General features: G+C 69.6%; 14 protein-coding genes and 1 pseudogene. 11 read left to right on the forward strand and 4 right to left on the reverse strand.

The features are described 5' to 3' along the window. Nucleotides 1-80: 80 nt before the first annotated feature. Both ABZX61_RS04385 and ABZX61_RS04390 read left to right on the forward strand, forming a co-directional pair. Complete coding sequence (locus ABZX61_RS04385) at nucleotides 81-482, forward strand: F0F1 ATP synthase subunit epsilon (RefSeq protein WP_350730028.1); 402 nt, start codon at nucleotides 81-83, stop codon at nucleotides 480-482. Between the two features lie 23 nt (nucleotides 483-505). Next, complete coding sequence (locus ABZX61_RS04390; protein ID WP_355191422.1) at nucleotides 506-883, forward strand: DUF2550 domain-containing protein; 378 nt, start codon at nucleotides 506-508, stop codon at nucleotides 881-883. Nucleotides 884-908: 25 nt separating this feature from the next. On the opposite strand, the gene ABZX61_RS04395 is transcribed toward ABZX61_RS04390, so the two are convergent. Next, entirely contained in the window at nucleotides 909-1,499 is a 591-nt protein-coding gene (locus tag ABZX61_RS04395; RefSeq protein WP_350730032.1) for a cob(I)yrinic acid a,c-diamide adenosyltransferase, read from the reverse strand. 127 nt (nucleotides 1,500-1,626) lie between these two features. Here ABZX61_RS04395 and ABZX61_RS04400 point away from each other — a divergent pair, with 127 nt between their 5' ends. The 4 genes from ABZX61_RS04400 (at nucleotide 1,627) to ABZX61_RS04415 (ending at nucleotide 5,190) form a co-directional block, all read left to right on the forward strand. After that, nucleotides 1,627-2,523 carry an ATP-binding cassette domain-containing protein gene (locus ABZX61_RS04400; RefSeq protein WP_350730034.1) on the forward strand — a complete coding sequence of 299 codons (897 nt, stop codon included), beginning with the start codon at nucleotides 1,627-1,629 and terminating at the stop codon, nucleotides 2,521-2,523. Next, nucleotides 2,520-3,629, forward strand: coding sequence for an ABC transporter permease (locus tag ABZX61_RS04405; RefSeq protein WP_350730036.1), 1,110 nt, complete (start codon nucleotides 2,520-2,522; stop codon nucleotides 3,627-3,629). Before ABZX61_RS04400 ends, ABZX61_RS04405 begins: the two co-directional genes overlap by 4 nt. Then, the gene (locus ABZX61_RS04410) at nucleotides 3,630-4,796 is read left to right on the forward strand and encodes a histidine kinase (RefSeq protein ID WP_355191423.1); all 1,167 of its coding nucleotides are present in this window, start codon (nucleotides 3,630-3,632) and stop codon (nucleotides 4,794-4,796) included. A 76-nt stretch (nucleotides 4,797-4,872) separates the two neighbouring features. Further along, entirely contained in the window at nucleotides 4,873-5,190 is a 318-nt protein-coding gene (locus tag ABZX61_RS04415; RefSeq protein ID WP_350730039.1) for an STAS domain-containing protein, read from the forward strand. 104 nt (nucleotides 5,191-5,294) lie between these two features. Here ABZX61_RS04415 and ABZX61_RS04420 read toward each other — a convergent pair whose 3' ends face one another. Together ABZX61_RS04420 and ABZX61_RS04425 are read right to left on the reverse strand one after the other, a co-directional pair. Further along, complete coding sequence (locus tag ABZX61_RS04420; protein ID WP_350730041.1) at nucleotides 5,295-5,837, reverse strand: TetR/AcrR family transcriptional regulator; 543 nt, start codon at nucleotides 5,835-5,837, stop codon at nucleotides 5,295-5,297. Nucleotides 5,838-5,981: 144 nt separating this feature from the next. After that, on the reverse strand, nucleotides 5,982-7,454 hold the full coding sequence (locus ABZX61_RS04425; RefSeq protein ID WP_355191424.1) for an aldehyde dehydrogenase family protein: 1,473 nt from the start codon (nucleotides 7,452-7,454) through the stop codon (nucleotides 5,982-5,984). Nucleotides 7,455-7,619: 165 nt separating this feature from the next. Between ABZX61_RS04425 and ABZX61_RS04430 the strand changes: the two are divergent. Continuing rightward, nucleotides 7,620-7,769, forward strand: a pseudogene (locus ABZX61_RS04430) (glycosyl transferase); the annotation flags it as partial. A gap of 224 nt (nucleotides 7,770-7,993) precedes the next feature. Here ABZX61_RS04430 and nucS read toward each other — a convergent pair. Then, the gene (gene nucS / locus ABZX61_RS04435; RefSeq protein WP_350730045.1) at nucleotides 7,994-8,656 is read right to left on the reverse strand and encodes an endonuclease NucS; all 663 of its coding nucleotides are present in this window, start codon (nucleotides 8,654-8,656) and stop codon (nucleotides 7,994-7,996) included. A 36-nt stretch (nucleotides 8,657-8,692) separates the two neighbouring features. On the opposite strand from nucS, the gene ABZX61_RS04440 reads away from it, so the two are divergent. From ABZX61_RS04440 to ABZX61_RS04455, 4 genes are all read left to right on the forward strand, one after another. After that, the gene (locus tag ABZX61_RS04440) at nucleotides 8,693-10,138 is read left to right on the forward strand and encodes a 3-hydroxybutyryl-CoA dehydrogenase (protein WP_355191426.1); all 1,446 of its coding nucleotides are present in this window, start codon (nucleotides 8,693-8,695) and stop codon (nucleotides 10,136-10,138) included. Further along, nucleotides 10,135-10,425, forward strand: coding sequence for an ATP/GTP-binding protein (locus ABZX61_RS04445; RefSeq protein WP_319720101.1), 291 nt, complete (start codon nucleotides 10,135-10,137; stop codon nucleotides 10,423-10,425). The genes ABZX61_RS04440 and ABZX61_RS04445 overlap by 4 nt, the downstream gene beginning before the upstream one ends. Before the next feature lie 14 nt (nucleotides 10,426-10,439). Then, a complete protein-coding gene (locus ABZX61_RS04450; RefSeq protein ID WP_350730048.1) occupies nucleotides 10,440-11,144 on the forward strand; it encodes an alpha/beta fold hydrolase in 705 nt (234 codons plus the stop codon). A 235-nt stretch (nucleotides 11,145-11,379) separates the two neighbouring features. Beyond that, nucleotides 11,380-14,151 (forward strand): LamG-like jellyroll fold domain-containing protein (locus tag ABZX61_RS04455; protein ID WP_355191467.1); only part of this gene is annotated, 2,772 nt, incomplete at its 3' end.

Here is a 14,151-nt window from a genome sequence, read left to right on the forward strand (position 1 = left end):
TCGGCGGCCCGCTGCACCCACGGTGGTGCTTTGGGGTAGGAACGGGGCACCACCACCAGATCGGAAAGGAACCTACACAAGTGGCGAAGCTACGCGTAGGGGTTGTCTCACCCGAGCGTGAGATCTGGTCGGGCGAGGCCGACATGGTGATTGCCAAGACCGTGGACGGCGAGATCGGTATTATGCCGCAACACGCACCTGTGCTCGGCGTCCTCGTCGAGGGCGGCGTGCTTCGCGTGAAGCGGGAGGGCGAAGGCGACCTCGTGGCGGCTGTGCACGGCGGTTTCATCTCCGTGGCCGACGACGAGGTGTCGGTGCTCGCCGAGGTGGCCGAGCTCGGTTCCGAGGTCGACGTCGCGGCTGCGCGTGACGCTCTCGATCGGGCTCAGGCCTCGATCGAGGCCGACCAGGAAGACGCCGACGCGGCGATCGAGGCCAAGCGTGCCAGGGCCCGGCTCCGCGCGGCAGGCGAAGAGGTTTAACAGATCAGGCTTTTGGGGGCGGCATGGCTACGACGGTTCTGATTCTCGTATTGTTTGCCGCCCTCATCGTCCTGCGCGGGGTCACGCTGGCCCGTTCCAGGGGAAGTGTGCCCTGTCGCCTGCGGGAGGGTGACCGGGGCTGGCAGAGCGGGGTAGCCCGCTACGCCGACGGGGAGCTCCACTGGATCCCGCTCCTGGGTGTGCGACTGAGGCCGCGCCACGCTATCGCGAGGCGCGGCCTCGTCGTTTCCGCCCGTCGCGAGATCGACGGAGGGCTTTTCGCGGTCGACTGCGGCGGCACCACCCGCGGGATCTCGCTCGCGATGAGCGCCGACGCGATGACGGGCTTCCTCGCGTGGCTGGAGTCCGCGCCGCCCAGCGCCTACCTGGACGTCGCCTAGCCCGATCGAGGGCAGGCCACGCGTCTCAGCGGGTGCCGCCGGGCTTCCAGAGGATCTCCTCGCCCGCGTGGGCGACCCGGCAGGCGATGAAGAGCAGGTCCGACAGGCGGTTGAGGTATTTCGCGGTCAGCGCGTTCGTGTCGTCGTGCGCCTGCAGGGCCGCCCACGTCGACCGCTCGGCCCTGCGGACGGTGACCCTGGCCACGTGGAGCGCGGCCGTCGCGGGGTCGCCGCCGGGCAGCACGAAGCTGCGCAGGGGCTTGAGGTCGGCGTTGAACCGGTCGCACTGCTCTTCCAGCCAGTCGATGTACGACTGCTCCACCCGCAGCGGCGGGAACTCCGGATTCTCCACCACCGGCGTGGCCAGGTCCGCCCCCACGTCGAACAGCTCGTTCTGGACGCGGGCGAGCACCTCGACGAGGTCCGCGGGCAGCGTGCGGAACGAGAGCGCGAGCCCCAGGTGGGCGTTGGCCTCCTCCACGTCTGCGTAGGCGGCCAGCCGCGGATCGGTCTTGGACGCCCGGCTCATGTCGCTCAGCGAGGTGGTGCCGTCGTCGCCGGCACGGGTGTAGATCCGGGAGAGAACGACAGGTTTGTCCTTGTCGGCGCGCGTCATGGCTTCAGATTAATGACAAATGTCATCCGGAAGGGACGCGGGATCCATGTCGGGCCGGTGATTTACGCGACTAGCAGGGCGAACGCCTTCAAAGCCACGATTTACCCATGACGAAGGAGATGACCTGATGCTCGAGATCAGCGAGCTGCGCAAGCGCTTCGCGGGCGGCCCCGAGTCCCCCGGCGGGAAGGTCGCACTGGACGGCATCAGCTTCACCGTACGGCCTGGCGAGATGTTCGGCTTCGTGGGCGCGAACGGCGCCGGCAAGACGACGACCATGCGCATCGTGATGGGCGTGCTTCAGGCCGACGCGGGCTCGGTGAGCTGGCAGGGCAGACCGCTCGGCTACGACGACCGGCGGCGCTTCGGCTACATGCCGGAGGAGCGGGGGCTGTACCAGAAGATGCGGGTCGCCGAGCAGATCGAGTATTTCGGCCGTCTGCACGGTCTGAGCGCGCCGGCCGCGAAGCAGGCCACCGACGACCTGCTGGAGCGGCTCGGGCTCACCGAGCGCAGGGGCGACGCGGTGCAGGCGCTCTCGCTGGGCAACCAGCAGCGCGTGCAGCTCGCGGTGGCGCTGGTGCACGACCCCGAGGTGCTGGTGCTGGACGAACCGTTCTCGGGGCTGGACCCGATCGCGGTGGACGCGCTGGCCACGGCGCTGCAGGAGCGCTGCCGGGGCGGCGTGCCGGTGATCTTCTCCAGCCACCAGCTGGAGCTGGTCGAGCGGCTGTGCGACTCGGTGGGCATCGTCTCGGCCGGCCGCATGGTGGCCACCGGCACGGTGTCCGACCTGCGGGCGGCCGAGGGCGACACGCTGCGCGTGGTCGTCCGCGACCCGTCCCCCGGCTGGGCAGACGGCCTGCCGGGCACGGTCACCGTGAACGGCGACAGGCACGTCCTGCACACCACGGACGGCGACGACCAGGAGATCCTGCGCCGCGCGATGAAGGCGGGGCACGTCGAGCACTTCGGGGTCGAGCAGCCGACCCTCACCGAGATCTTCAAGGAGGCCGTGGCGTGAACGGACTGATGCTGGTCGCCCGGCGGGAGATCACCACGCAGGTGCGGACCAAGGCGTTCGCGATCGGCCTGCTCATCACGGCCGTGCTGGTGGCGGCGGTGACCTTCGCACCCAAGATCCTCGGCGGGCCGGACGAGTACACGCTCGGCACCGTCAACTCCCAGCAGCTCCCGCTGAAGGCCGCCGCGCCGGACGCGCAGATCGAGTGGCGCAGCTTCCCCGACGAGGCCGCCGCCAAGAAGGCCGTGCTCGACGGGGACGTGGACGCGGTGCTGGTCGACGGCACCCGGGTGCTCACGGACGGCGAGATCGACAGCCAGCTCGGCGTGCTCCTGCAGAGCGTCAACCGCGAGGTGAAGCTGGGCGCCGCGGGCATGTCGATCCCGCCGCTGAAGATGGAGTCCGTGGGCGCCGACACCCGCTACGAGTCCGCCCGCGCCGGGATCGCCGTGGTTCTCGTCCTCGTGCTCTTCATGCTGCTCATGGGTCAGGTCATGATGGTGGCCATGGGCGTGGTGGAGGAGAAGGGCAGCAGGATCGTGGAGATCCTGCTCTCCACGATCCGGCCGTGGCAGCTGCTCGGCGGCAAGATCATCGGCCTGGGCGTGCTCGGCCTGATCAACCTGGTCACGATCCTGGCCGTCGGCCTGGCCGCGTCCGCGGCCTCCGGGATCGCCTCCGACTTCCCGCCCGGGCTCCCGGGGCTGGTGGTGGGCGTGCTGGTGTGGTTCGTGCTCGGGTACGCCTTCTTCGCCACGCTGGCGGCCGCCCTCGCTTCGCTGGTCTCGCGCCAGGAGGAGGTGAGCAGCGTGATGACGCCGCTGACTATGCTCATCATGGTCACGTACTTCGTGGCCTTCTACGCCACCAACGACCCGACGGGCACGCTGGCCACGGTCCTGTCGTACATACCGCCGTTCTCCGCCATGATCATGCCGGTGCGGATGGCGGCGACCGAGGTGCCGATGTGGCAGGTCGCGCTGTCGATGGGGGCCATGGCGCTGGCCGTGCTCGCGGTCCTGGGCTTCGGCGCCAAGATCTACGAGCGCGCCGTGCTCCGGACGGGGGCCCGGCTCAAGCTCGCCGACGTGCTGCGCGCGGGCTAGATGGACGCGATCAAGCGGGCGCGGCGCCTCACCTGGAAAGTGCTCCTCTCGAACTTCGTCGCGGTGTGGCTGCTGGTCATCCTGACCTCGGTGGTCGCCTTCGGGGAGGGGAGACTCCAGTGGTGGCGTGCCGTGCCCGCCGTGATCGCCCTGATCTGTTTCACCTGGTTCTGCCCGCGCATCATCAGCGCGGCGCTGGACCGCCGCTACCCCACCCGCGAGGTGGGGCTGGCGGGGGGCTTCGCGGTGGTCGCGGCGGCGCTGGGCGGGGGCGAGCCGTTCGGCTGGGGCTTCGTGCTCGTCTGCTGGCTGGGCCTGGCCACGCTCCAGGTCCCCAGGCGCACGGTCTACCTGCTGGCCGTCGGCACGTGGGCGGTGGGCGTCGGGATCGGCGTTTCGGCCGTGGCACTGGGGGCGGCCATCATGGGCACGGGCCTGAGCGTCGGTCAAGCGCTGGTCTTCTACGTGATCATGTATGCCGTCTGGTGCGCGATCATGCCGCCGTCCAACCGGATGTGGATGTGGATCTGGTCGCTCGCCGTACAGGCTCATGAGGGCCGCGAGGCGCACACGCGGCTGGCGCTGGCCGAGGAGCGGCTGCGCTTCGCCAGGGACCTGCACGACCTGGTCGGCCACCAGCTGTCCGCCATCGCCGTCAAGACCGAGCTGGCCGTACGGCTGTCGGAAGTGGACGCCGACGGGGCCAAGGCCGAGATGACCGAGGTGAACGCGCTGACCAGGAAGGCGCTCAGGGAGCTGCGGCAGGCCGTGCGCGGCTACCGCGAGCTTGACCTGGCCGCCGAGCTGAACAGCGTGAAAAGCGTGCTCGAAGCGGCCGGGGTCCGCTGCGAGGTGCACCTGCCCTACCGGGAGTTGCCCGACGGAGTGGCGCCGGTGTTCGCGTACGCGGTCCGCGAGGCGGTGACCAACGTGCTCAAGCACAGCACCGCGACGTTCTGCGACATCTCGATCCGCTTCACGGCGCAGGAGGCGGAGCTGAGCGTCCGCAACGACGGGGTGCAGCGGCGGCGGGCCGCCGACCTCGGGAGCGGGCTGACGGGCATGGGGGAGCGCCTGGCCGCCGTGGGCGGGAAGCTGAACGCCCATCCGACGGAAGGCGGAGAGTTCATCCTGAACGCAGTCGTGTCACTTCCGCTGGGTGGGTAGGGGAGAGAACACGGGTTCACCTCTCTGAACGCTCCGCGTCCGGAGGTGACTACACCGTGTTGATTGAGGAGGTGGCATGCGCGTCCGGGGCAATCCGAGTGCCCAGGTGGTGCGGATCGGCGCCAGACTCGACGCCGGCACGTCGGCCGGTGTGCGGGAGCGCCTGCACGAGGCTCTCGATTCCGGTGAAGGCGACCTGATCCTGGATCTCTCCCGGCTGGAGATGATCGACGCGACCGGCCTCGGAGTGCTGGTGGGCTCGCATCGGCGCGCGCTCAGCGTGCAGCGCCGCCTCGTTCTTCGGGGGGTGCCCCCGCGGATCATGCGGATACTCGCGGTGACCCGGCTGAATCGGGTGCTGCACATGGAGGTTCCCGCGGCCGCGGTGGCCTGATGTGACATATCGAGAGCGGGCAACGATCAGCCGTTGCCCGCTCTTTTATTGTGTGCCGCAAAATGGTGATTCCGGGCCGTCCATTATGAATGGCCGGCGAATGGTCACGGTGTGCCGAGGCTGCGGATGAAGATGTGCACGGCCACGTCGGCGAGTTCGTCGATCGGCGGCTGCTCGTCCGAGTGCAGCCACTCGATGAGTAACTCTTGTAGCGCTCCAATTACTCCGAGTGCCACCAGCCGCCGATTCAGCCCCGCAGCCTGGGGGAAATCGGCCGACGCCTCCTCGACCAGCCGCGCGAACGCGTCCACCGCGCGTTGACGGGACAGTGTCAGGACATCTCCTGATCGGCGAACCTCAACATGCATGATGCGCGCTCGCCGCCAGTCCGCGGTGGTGAACTCGATATAGGCGCGAATCCCCGCTTTGACTCGATCGTCAAGTGTCTTCGGCGCCTCCTGGACCGCTTTGGCCACCACGGCCAGGCTTTCTTCCACGCAGCGCTCGTGCAGCGCTTGGAGGAGTTCCTCGCGCCCACCGAAACATTCGTAGAAGGCGCGGTTGGAGATCCGCGCCTCCGAGCACAGCCTTTCGATGGTCGTCGCCGTGAACCCCGGCTTCGCGTATAGCGTGTAGGCGGCCGTCATCAGCCGCTCCCGTCTGTCTGCCAGCCTTTGCTCAGCCGACATTCCCCGGTAAGACCGGTTCACATTCCACCCGTCCAACATGATCGTGGCCCCCAGAGCACACAATTATGGACGGATGATCCGTTTTGGGAAAGGGTAAGAATGTTATCTTTTGCGTCGCCCATGCAAGAAGGTCACGAGCCTGATCAGCCGCTCAAGCTCGGAGGGCCCTCGGGTGAACGAGGTCAGGTTCATCCCCGGCATCGCGAAGCGCTGGCGGGAGATCGCTTTGGGCCTGGCGAACTCGCGTAGACCGTCGGCTCCGTGGATCCGTCCGAACCCCGAGTCTCCCACTCCGCCGAAGGGCAGCGCAGGCACTCCGGCGAATGAGATGACCGAATTGATGGCGGTCATCCCGGTACGCATCCTGCGGGCGAGCTCCATCGCCCTGCGCGTGTTCCCGGAGAAGACCGTCCCGCCCAGGCCGTACGCGGAGGCGTTGGCCAGCTCCAGGGCCTCCTGGGCGTCGCGGGTGCGGCGGACGGTGATCGTCGGGCCGAACGTCTCCTCGCGCACCGCGGGGGAGTCCTCCGGCACGTCCTCGACGATCACGGGCTCCACGTAGGGAGCGCGGACAGAGTCGGAGCTACCGGTCACGATTTTTCCGGACTTGGTGGCGTCGTCGATGTGGCGCCGGATGATGTCCACCTGGCCCGGCATCGTGATCGGGCCGTAGTCCTCGCCGGCCCTCACCTTTGTCACCCGGCCGGACAGCTCGCGCATGAAACTTTCATAGACGGCGTCGACGACGTAGACGCGTTCGACGCCCACGCAGGTCTGGCCGGCGTTGGACATCGCGCCCCACAGGCAGGCGTCGGCGGCCCTGGCGAGGTCGGCGTCGGCGTCCACGATGAACGCGTCCTTGCCGCCGCACTCGGCCACGATGGGTGTCAGGTTCTCGGCGCAGGCCGCCATGACCCGCTTGGCGGTGGCGGTCGAGCCGGTGAACGCCACCTTCCCGACCCTCGGATCGGCGGCCAGCGCGGCCCCGGTCTCGCCCAGCCCGGTCACGGCCTGGAACACGGGATGCTCGGGCACCGACTCGGCGAACAGCTCGGCCAGCCGCACGCCGATGCCCGGGGTGAGCTCGCTGGGCTTGAACACCACGGCGTTGCCGGCGGCGAGGGCGTAGGCGATGGAGCCCATGGGGGTGAAGACCGGGTAGTTCCACGGGCCGATCACCCCGACCACGCCGAGAGGGAGGTATTCGAGCGTGGCGGCCAGGTTGAGGCCGATCATGCCGGTGCTCACCCGGCGGCGGCCCAACACCTTGCGGGCGTTGCGGGCGGCCCAGTCGAGGTGGGTGATCGCCAGCACGATCTCCAGCGTCGCGTCGCCCACCGGCTTGCCCGTCTCCTCGTGCACGAGCCCGCTCAGCTCTCTCAGGTGCCGGGTGAGGACGGCCTTGTAGTCGAGCAGCCGCTGCCTGCGCGCGGCGTGGCCGAGCCCGGCCCACCAGGCCGCCGCCTCGGCCGCGCGGCCCACGGCCGCGTGTACGGCGTCGGGGCCCTGCCGGGGATGGGTGCCGACGACCTCACCGGTCGCCGGGTTGAGCGAGTCGAACGTGAGCGTCGTCATGACGTCACGATAGTCCGGTAAGCCATCGCTTACTAGGGGCCTCCGCAGTGGGGCGATCGCGCAGAGTGCTGTCTCGCCGCGGCGGGACATGCGCCGGGGAATTGGCGGGCCAGGCCTCATTCGTGTGAATATGTGGCGCTATTCCAAAGCCCTTTATTTCAGGTTCTGCTCACGACCTATTCGGAGAAGACGCATCTGCAGCCGTTGGTATGGGCCTTGCGCACGGCCGGCCACGACGTGCGCGTGGCGAGCCGGCCCGAGCTCGTGGACACCACTACCCGAGCCGGTCTCATCTGGCCGTCGGCCGGTTCACCGGCGACCGGCTCCACGCGCAGGTCCCAGGGCTCGCGCGCGGCCTCGCCGCAGTCGGGCCGCAGCGGCACGGTCCAGGCCGGCGCGGTCAGCCACGGCGGCTCACCACGACCGTGACAGCGTCGGCCGACATTGGCTGGATTTCATAGCCCTCGGCACTCAACGGGTCACAGACGCCGCCGTTAAAACGGCGGCGTCCGACAGCTTGTCAGGGGATGAGTTCGGCGTTAGAACAGAGTCGGATTTTCCGGCTCGATGCCGCGCAGCCCGTCGTAGTCGAGGGTGACGCAGTCGATGCCGCGGTCGGTGGCGAGCACGCGCGCCTGCGGCTTGATCTCCTGTGCCGCGAAGACGCCGCGCACGGGCGCCAGCAGCGGGTCGCGGTTGAGCAGCTCCAGATAGCGCGTGAGCTGCTCGACGCCGTCGATCTCCCCCCGCCGCTTGATCTCCACCGCCACGGTCGCCCCCAGGGCGTCCCGGCACAGGATGTCCACCGGCCCGATCGCCGTCATGTACTCGCGCCGGATCAGCGAGTAGCCGTCCCCCAGCGTCGTGATGTGCTCGGCGAGCAGCTCCTGGAGGTGAGCCTCCACGCCGTCCTTGATCAGCCCGGGATCGACGCCCAGCTCGTGGCTGGAGTCGTGGAGGATCTCCTCCATCGTCAGGACCAGCTTCTCGCCGGTCTTGCCGTGGGTGACGGTCCAGGTGCCGTCGTCCTCCTTGAGCTTGCACGGCGGGTTCATCCAGTTGAGCGGCTTGAAGGCGCGGTCGTCGGCGTGAATGCTCACGCTCCCGTCCGCCTTGATCAACACGAGTCGGGGCGCCATGGGGAGGTGCGCCGTGAGCCGTCCGATGTAATCCACGCTGCATCGCGCGATGACCAGCCGCATGACGCCCCACCTTAGCGGCTCTGGAAAACTGGACGCATGGCGTTCGAACGGGTGGGAGTGGTCGGGCTCGGCACGATGGGAGCCGGGATCGCCGAGGTGTTCGCGCGAGCCGGCCTGCGCGTGATCGGGGTCGAGGCCGACGCCGAGGCGCTGGCCAGGGGTCGCGGGCATCTCGAGCGCTCCACCGGCAGGGCCGTCGACAAGGGCAAGCTGGCCCCCGGGCAGCGCGACGAGATCCTCGGCCGCATCACGCTGACCACCTCGCGCGAGGACCTGCGGGACGTCGATCTGGTGGTGGAGGCGATCCCCGAGATCCTCGACTACAAGATCGCGCTGTTCAAGGACCTCGACCGGATCTGCGAGCCCGGGACCGTCCTGGCCACCAACTCCTCCTCGCTGTCCGTCACCGCCATCGCCGCCGCGACCGGCCGCCCGGGGCAGGTCGTGGGGATGCACTTCTTCAACCCGGCGCCGGTGATGAAGCTGGTCGAGGTCGTGGGGACGGTGGTGACCGCGCCCGGCCTCGTGGCGGACGTCGCGGCGCTGGCGGGCAGGCTGGGCAAGACGGCCGTGCCGGTGGGCGACCGGGCCGGGTTCGTGGTCAACCGGCTGCTCCTGCCCTACCTCAACCAGGCCGCGGTGCTCATGGAGCTGGGCGTGGCCGGGCGCGACGACATCGACGCCGCGATGAAGCTGGGTGTGGGGCTGCCGATGGGGCCGTTCACGCTGCTCGACCTGATCGGCCTCGACACCGCGTACGGGGTGATGGAGGTGCTGTTCGACGAGACGCGCGACCGGCGGCACGCGCCCGCGCCGCTGCTGCGCGAGCTGGTCACGGCCGGGCTGCTGGGCCGCAAGTCGGGCCGGGGCTTCTACGGCGACCCGCCGCAGGAGGAGCCGGCGAAGTCGAGGCTGGGCACGTTCGGCGTGGCCGGGGCCGGCGGCGACGGGCTGGCGGAGCGGCTGCGAGCGGCCGGGTTCAAGGAGTCGGAGGACCCCGATGTCGTGCTGCGCCTGGCCGACCGTCCCGTGATCGAGCACGCCGTACGCCTCCCCGACCCCGCCAGGATGGTCGGCGTGCACCTCGCCGGAGACCAGGTGGCCGAGCTCGCCTCCACGGTGCTGACCTCGGAGGAGGCCGCGAGCGCCGCCAGGGATCTGGTGAAGATCGCCGGGCTGACGCCCGTGCCGTGCAAGGACCGGGCGGGGTTCGTGGTCGACGCCCTGCTGTTCCCCTACCTCAACGACGCCGTGCGGATGCACGACTCCGGGTACGCCTCGATCGACGACATCGACGCGGCCATGCGCCTGGGCTGCGGCTATCCTGCCGGGCCGTTCGAGATGCTGGAGTCGCTGGGCCTGGCGAAGGTCCGCGACGGGCTGAGAGCCCTCTACGCCGAATACCGCGAGCCCGCCTTCGCGCCCGCCCCTCTGCTCGACCAGCTCGTCACCGCCGGCGTCAGCCGATTCCCGCGTCCATGAGCCCACGCCGCGCCCGCCGCAGGGAGTCCTCCCGTCCCTTCGGCTTCCCGACCGGGCTGGACAAAGTGGAGGAATGGCCCGACGGCGAGTGGAAGGTACGCATGCTCACCGGCGCCTCCTCGACCAAGGACTACCGATGTCCGGGCTGCGACCAGGAGATCCGCAGCGGCCAGTCGCACCTCGTCGCCTGGCCCAACTGGCCGGGAGGCGACGAGGAGCGCCGTCACTGGCACACCGCCTGCTGGCGCAAGAGACTCGACCGCGGCCCCGGCCGCACCCGTTATTGAAGGGAACCCCCGAAGTGGAGATTCGCGCGGCCACCGTGCTGCCCGCCCGGCGCGAGCCGATCGAGCTGGAGACGGGCGACGGCCTGACCCTGGTCGGCGAGCTGGCACTGCCCCTCGACCGTCCCCCCGTCGCGACGCTGGTGACGCTGCACCCGCTGCCCACCCACGGCGGGTTCATGGACAGCCACGTCTACAAGAAGGCCGCCAACCGGCTGCCCGCCCTCGCCGACCTGGCCGTGCTGCGCTTCAACACCCGGGGAACGTCCTCCGAGCGCGGCACCTCGGAGGGGACATTCGACGGGGGAGAGGGCGAGCGGTTCGACGTGGCGGCGGCGCTGGAGTACGCCGAGTACCACGACCTGCCCCAGGTGTGGGTGGTCGGCTGGTCCTTCGGCACGGAGCTGACGCTGAAGTGGGCGCACGACCCGCTGGTGGAGGGCGCGATCCTGCTCTCGCCCCCGCTGCACCGGGCCACCGACCACGACCTGGACGCCTGGGCGCGGTTCGGCCGGCCGCTGACGGTGCTGGTGCCCGAGTTCGACGACTATCTGCGGCCCGAGGAGGCCCGCGCGAGGTTCGCGAGAGTGCCGCAGGCCGAGGTCATCGGGGTGGACGGGGCCAAGCACCTGTGGGTGGGGGAGCCGTACGTCCGCATCGTGCTGAACGAGATCGTCAAGCGGGTCAACCCGGCCGCGTCGCCGCTGCCCACGGACGTCTGATGTGCCATGACGGAAATTTCCGGACAAATCAGGTTTATGAAGGAAATTTGAGCAGAATGAGCAAAACTCTAGACCTCTCGTGTTGTCAGAGTGAAAATCCGATCGTCAACCGAAGATCGTGGAGACGCCGGGCGGGTATGCCTTCTCGCGCGTAACCCCTGCTCACCATGGGTGAGGACGTATGCGGGCAGTTCGTGGGTTGGTTGCGGCGGCGTTAGCCTTCTCGATCTTGGCGGTGCCTGATCCGGTGCCCGCCGTCGCGGCGAAGACAGTGGAACCACCGCAGACCGTCCAACCACCCGAAGACTCCGCGCTCACCCTCGCCCGCAGCACCGGCAAGCCCGTCGAGGTGGAAACACAGCGCAGCGAGACCCGCCAGGTCTGGGCCAAGCCCGACGGCACGTTCACCCTGGAGCAGTACGTCCGCCCGGTGCGCGTGCGCAAGTCCGGCGGCTGGGTCCCGGTGGACACCACGCTCCGCCTGCGCCCGGACGGCGCGGTCGAGACGGTCGCCACGGCGGCCGACCTGACGTTCTCCGGCGGCGGCACCGGGCCGCTCGCCCGCATGGCGCGCGGCGCCAAGTCCCTGGAGCTGGGCTGGCAGGGCACCCTGCCCACGCCCACGCTGAACGGCGACACCGCCACCTACCCCGAGGTCATGCCCGGCGTGGACCTCCAGGTCACCGCGGACGTGGACGGCTTCTCCCACATCCTGGTGGTCAAGTCCCGGGCCGCCGCGGCGGGCCTCACCGACCTGTCCTACCCCCTCTCCGTAGACGGTCTGTCGGTGAAAACGGACGAGGCGGGCAACCTGGAGGCCGTCGACGAGAGCGGAGGGACGATCTTCATTGCGCCCACGCCGAAGATGTGGGACTCCGAGGGCATTGCCGGCCTGAAGGCGCTCAGGGAAGGCCGTTCCCCCGAGGCCCGCGAGTCCGCGATGGGCGTGGAGCTGGCGGGCAGGCAGCTGCGGCTGAAGCCGGACAGGAAGATGCTGGCGGATCCGAAGACCAAGTTCCCCGTCTACCTGGACCCGTACTTCTCGGCCTCGCGAGGCTCGTGGACGGCGGTCTGGAGCAACTGGCCCACCTCCAACTATCTCAACTCCAGCGACGTCGCCCGCGTCGGCCACATCAGCTCCACCCAGACGAACCGCTCGTTCTTCCAGATGGCCACCGGCGCGACCATCCACGGCAAGCAGATCATCAAGGCGACGCTGCGCACGTATGAGACGTGGTCGTACTCCTGCAGCGCCCGCAAGGTGGAGGCCTGGGGGACCGGCGCGATCAGCAAGAGCACCACCTGGAAGAACCCGCCGGCGAAGACCAGGTTGCTCTCCACGGTGAACGTGGCCAAGGGCTATGGCACGGGGTCCTGCGCGCCTGGCGGTGTGGAGTTCGACGTCACGTCGTGGGCCGCCGACGCCGCCGCCAAGAAGTGGAACACCATGACCATCGGTCTCTATGCCACCAGCGAGACCGACCTGTACGCCTGGAAGAAGTTCAAGAACAACCCGGTCGCCGTCATCGAGTACAACTCGATCCCGACCGACCCGGTGGCCGCCGACGCCTGGTCGGACCCGGGCGGCCCCTGCGTCTCCGGTGACGGGCGGCCGGTCATCAGCACGGCCACTCCCAAGCTGTGGGCCAAGCTCAAGGACACCGACAACTCGGTCAAGGGCCGCTTCGAGTGGTACAACGCCGCCGGGACGAAGACCGGCGAGTACGTCACCGCGACGGGCTCGTCCGGCTCCGCCTACTACGCGACGATCCCGGTCAGCCTGTACGCGGACGGCGCGCTGATCCGCTGGCGCGTCCGGGCCGAGGACGGCAAGGCCAACAGCGCCTGGAGCCCCTGGTGCGAGGCCACCGTGGACGCCACCGCGCCCGGCAGGGAGCCGGTCGTGACCTCGCCCCAGTACACCGAGGAAGGCTGGAACGACGGCGTCGGCCTGACCGGCACCTTCACGTTCGATCCCAACGGCGTCACCGACGTGGCCGCCTACGTCTACGGGCTCGACACCACGCCGAAGTCCGAGGTCGCGCCCGCTGCCGACGGCACGGCCACGATCGCGCTCACCCCGCGCCACGACGGCCCCAACGTCCTGTCGGTACGCAGCAAGGACCGCGCGGGCCAGCTCGGCCCGATCCGCACCTACGTCTTCAACGTCAACTCCGGCCGCGCGCCCAGCGGCCACTGGAAACTGGACGAAGGCCAGGGCACCGTGGCCGCCGACGCCGCGAACGCCCACCCCGCGACGCTGTACGGGGCCACGTGGACGACCGGTAAGACGGGCATGGGGCTGAAGCTGGCCAACGCGTACGCGCAGACCTCCGGCCCGATCACCGACACCGGCCGCAACTTCACCGTCACCGCCTGGGCCCGTCTGACCGGCAACGCAGCCACCGCCACGGTCGTCACCCAGGAAGGCTCCAGGACCGGCGGCTTCGCGCTCCAGTACTCGAAGACCGACGACCGCTGGGCGCTGGTCCGCGCGGGCTCCGACGCCGACGGCGCCGCGACGGTCAAGGCTCTGTCGGCCGCCGCACCCAGGCTGAACGAGTGGACCCACCTGACCGGCGTCTACGACTCCGCCGCGGGCCAGATCTCGCTCTACGTCAACGGCAAGCTGGAGTCCGAGGTTGCCTTCACCCAGCCGTGGAACGCCACGGGGCCGCTCACCATCGGCCGCGGCAAGGTCAACGGCGCCGCGGCGGAGTCCTGGCCGGGCGACGTGGACGAGGTCCGCGTGTACGGCCGGGCCATGTTCGCCGACGAGGTCGCCGACCTGGTCAACAGCGCTGCCACGCTGGTCGGCCACTGGATGCTGGACGAGGAGTCGGGCACCTCCGCCGCGGAGTCCTCCGGCCGCTCCACGGCCGCGACGCTGGCCGGGGGCGCGACGTGGACGTCCGGCTGGCTGGAGGGCGCGCTCGCGCTCGACGGCGTCAACGGCTACGCCCAGACCACCGGCCCCGCCGTCGGCACCAGATCCAGCTTCACCGTG

The sequence above is a fragment of the Nonomuraea sp. NPDC003709 genome (genome assembly GCF_040610775.1).
GTDB classification, from domain to species: Bacteria; Actinomycetota; Actinomycetes; order Streptosporangiales; family Streptosporangiaceae; genus Nonomuraea; species Nonomuraea angiospora_A.

Excerpts from the sequence above, each read along its gene's own strand:
- ABZX61_RS04390 (WP_355191422.1), top strand. The coding sequence starts at position 506 with ATGGCTACGACGGTTCTGATTCTCGTATTGTTTGCCGCCCTCATCGTC.
- ABZX61_RS04395 (WP_350730032.1), bottom strand. The coding sequence starts at position 1,499 with ATGACGCGCGCCGACAAGGACAAACCTGTCGTTCTCTCCCGGATCTAC.
- ABZX61_RS04400 (WP_350730034.1), top strand. The coding sequence starts at position 1,627 with ATGCTCGAGATCAGCGAGCTGCGCAAGCGCTTCGCGGGCGGCCCCGAG.
- ABZX61_RS04410 (WP_355191423.1), top strand. The coding sequence starts at position 3,630 with ATGGACGCGATCAAGCGGGCGCGGCGCCTCACCTGGAAAGTGCTCCTC.
- ABZX61_RS04415 (WP_350730039.1), top strand. The coding sequence starts at position 4,873 with ATGCGCGTCCGGGGCAATCCGAGTGCCCAGGTGGTGCGGATCGGCGCC.
- ABZX61_RS04420 (WP_350730041.1), bottom strand. The coding sequence starts at position 5,837 with ATGACGGCCGCCTACACGCTATACGCGAAGCCGGGGTTCACGGCGACG.
- ABZX61_RS04425 (WP_355191424.1), bottom strand. The coding sequence starts at position 7,454 with ATGACGACGCTCACGTTCGACTCGCTCAACCCGGCGACCGGTGAGGTC.
- nucS (WP_350730045.1), bottom strand. The coding sequence starts at position 8,656 with ATGCGGCTGGTCATCGCGCGATGCAGCGTGGATTACATCGGACGGCTC.
- ABZX61_RS04440 (WP_355191426.1), top strand. The coding sequence starts at position 8,693 with ATGGCGTTCGAACGGGTGGGAGTGGTCGGGCTCGGCACGATGGGAGCC.
- ABZX61_RS04445 (WP_319720101.1), top strand. The coding sequence starts at position 10,135 with ATGAGCCCACGCCGCGCCCGCCGCAGGGAGTCCTCCCGTCCCTTCGGC.